The 606-nt window shown below is 63.7% G+C and carries 1 pseudogene; it reads left to right on the top strand.

The annotated features are described in order from the left end of the window. Positions 1–603 (top strand): annotated as a pseudogene (locus tag RA29_RS20315) (calcium-binding protein); the annotation flags it as partial. Positions 604–606 lie beyond the last annotated feature (3 nt).

Raw genomic sequence — 606 nt, forward strand, 5'->3', positions numbered from 1 at the left:
GGCGGCGATGGTGTTGACACGCTGATCGGCGGCGAGGGCGATGACAGCATTGTGGGCGGCACGTCCGAGGCCGACCTGCGGGACCTGGTCTTTGCCGGTGCAGGCAATGACACGATTGACGGCGGCTATGGCAATGACGAGCTGCGCGGCGATGCAGGCAATGACAATATCGCGGGCGGCTTTGGCGCCGACACAGTGATCGGGGGCACGGGCGATGACGTGCTGACGGGTTCGGCCTTTGGCGACGAGATCTTTGGCGGCGACGGGTTCGATTTCATCAATGGCGGCTTTGGGTCGGACCGGGTGAATGGCGGCGCGGATGGGGACCGGTTCTTTCATCTGGGCATCGCGGATCATGGCAACGACTGGATCCAGGATTACGATGCGGCCGAGGGCGATGTGCTGGTTTATGGCGGCCAGGCCACGCGCGATCAGTTCCAGGTGAACATCACCAACACGGCCAGTGCGGGCGCGGATGGCGTGGACGAGGCGTTTGTGATCTACCGGCCGACGGGCCAGATCCTATGGGCGCTGGTGGATGGCGACGGGCAGGACCAGATCAACATTCGCATCGCAGGACAGGAGTTCGATTTGCTGGGGTGAGGC

The sequence above is a fragment of the Tateyamaria sp. ANG-S1 genome (genome assembly GCF_000814025.1).
Lineage (GTDB): Bacteria > Pseudomonadota > Alphaproteobacteria > Rhodobacterales > Rhodobacteraceae > Tateyamaria.